This window comes from Blastopirellula marina, from assembly GCF_002967715.1.
GTDB lineage: Bacteria > Planctomycetota > Planctomycetia > Pirellulales > Pirellulaceae > Bremerella > Bremerella marina_B.
The window spans coordinates 1-532 of the sequence record NZ_PUIA01000023.1 but is presented as its reverse complement, the minus strand read 5'-3'; the positions used below and the strand labels follow the sequence as shown (position 1 = coordinate 532).

Sequence of the window (532 nt, the reverse complement as noted above, 5' to 3'; positions counted from 1 at the left end):
TCTTTGAGGTTCCCACCAGTCGCCAGATGGGGACAGGCCGCGATCTGCATGGCGTCGGCAAGGATGGATCGCTGATCCCCGTCGAGGTCGGCCTTGATCCGGTTGAGGTCGATAACGACATCATGGCGATCGTCTCGGTGCTCGACATTCGAGAACGCAAAAAAACGAGGCGATGATCCTGCGGGCGGTCAACGCCGCGGCCAGCGCTATGGTCCAAGTCGACGAGTCAGGCGCCATCGAACTGGTCAATAACAAGGCCTGCCAACTGTTCGGCTACGAGCATGACGAGATGATCGGCAGCCCGATCGAACTGTTGGTGCCCGAGCGTTTCCGCCGCAAGCACGTCGTTTATCGCGACAGTTACAACAAGGATCGCTATGCCCGCAACATGGGCGAGGGTCGCGATCTGTTTGGCCTGCGCAAGGACGGAAGCGAGTTTCCGATTGAAATCGGTCTGACGCCGGTCGACGAGATGGAGGGCAAGTCGACGATGGCGACCATCATCGACGTCACCGATCGCAAGGCGCGCGAA

The 532-nt window shown here is 59.6% G+C and carries 1 protein-coding gene; it reads left to right on the top strand.

Annotation, left to right across the window (positions count from 1 at the left end):
* Positions 1 to 172 precede the first annotated feature (172 nt).
* Positions 173 to 532: PAS domain S-box protein (locus C5Y96_RS08130; RefSeq protein ID WP_114322165.1), on the top strand; the 360-nt coding region annotated here is incomplete at its 3' end.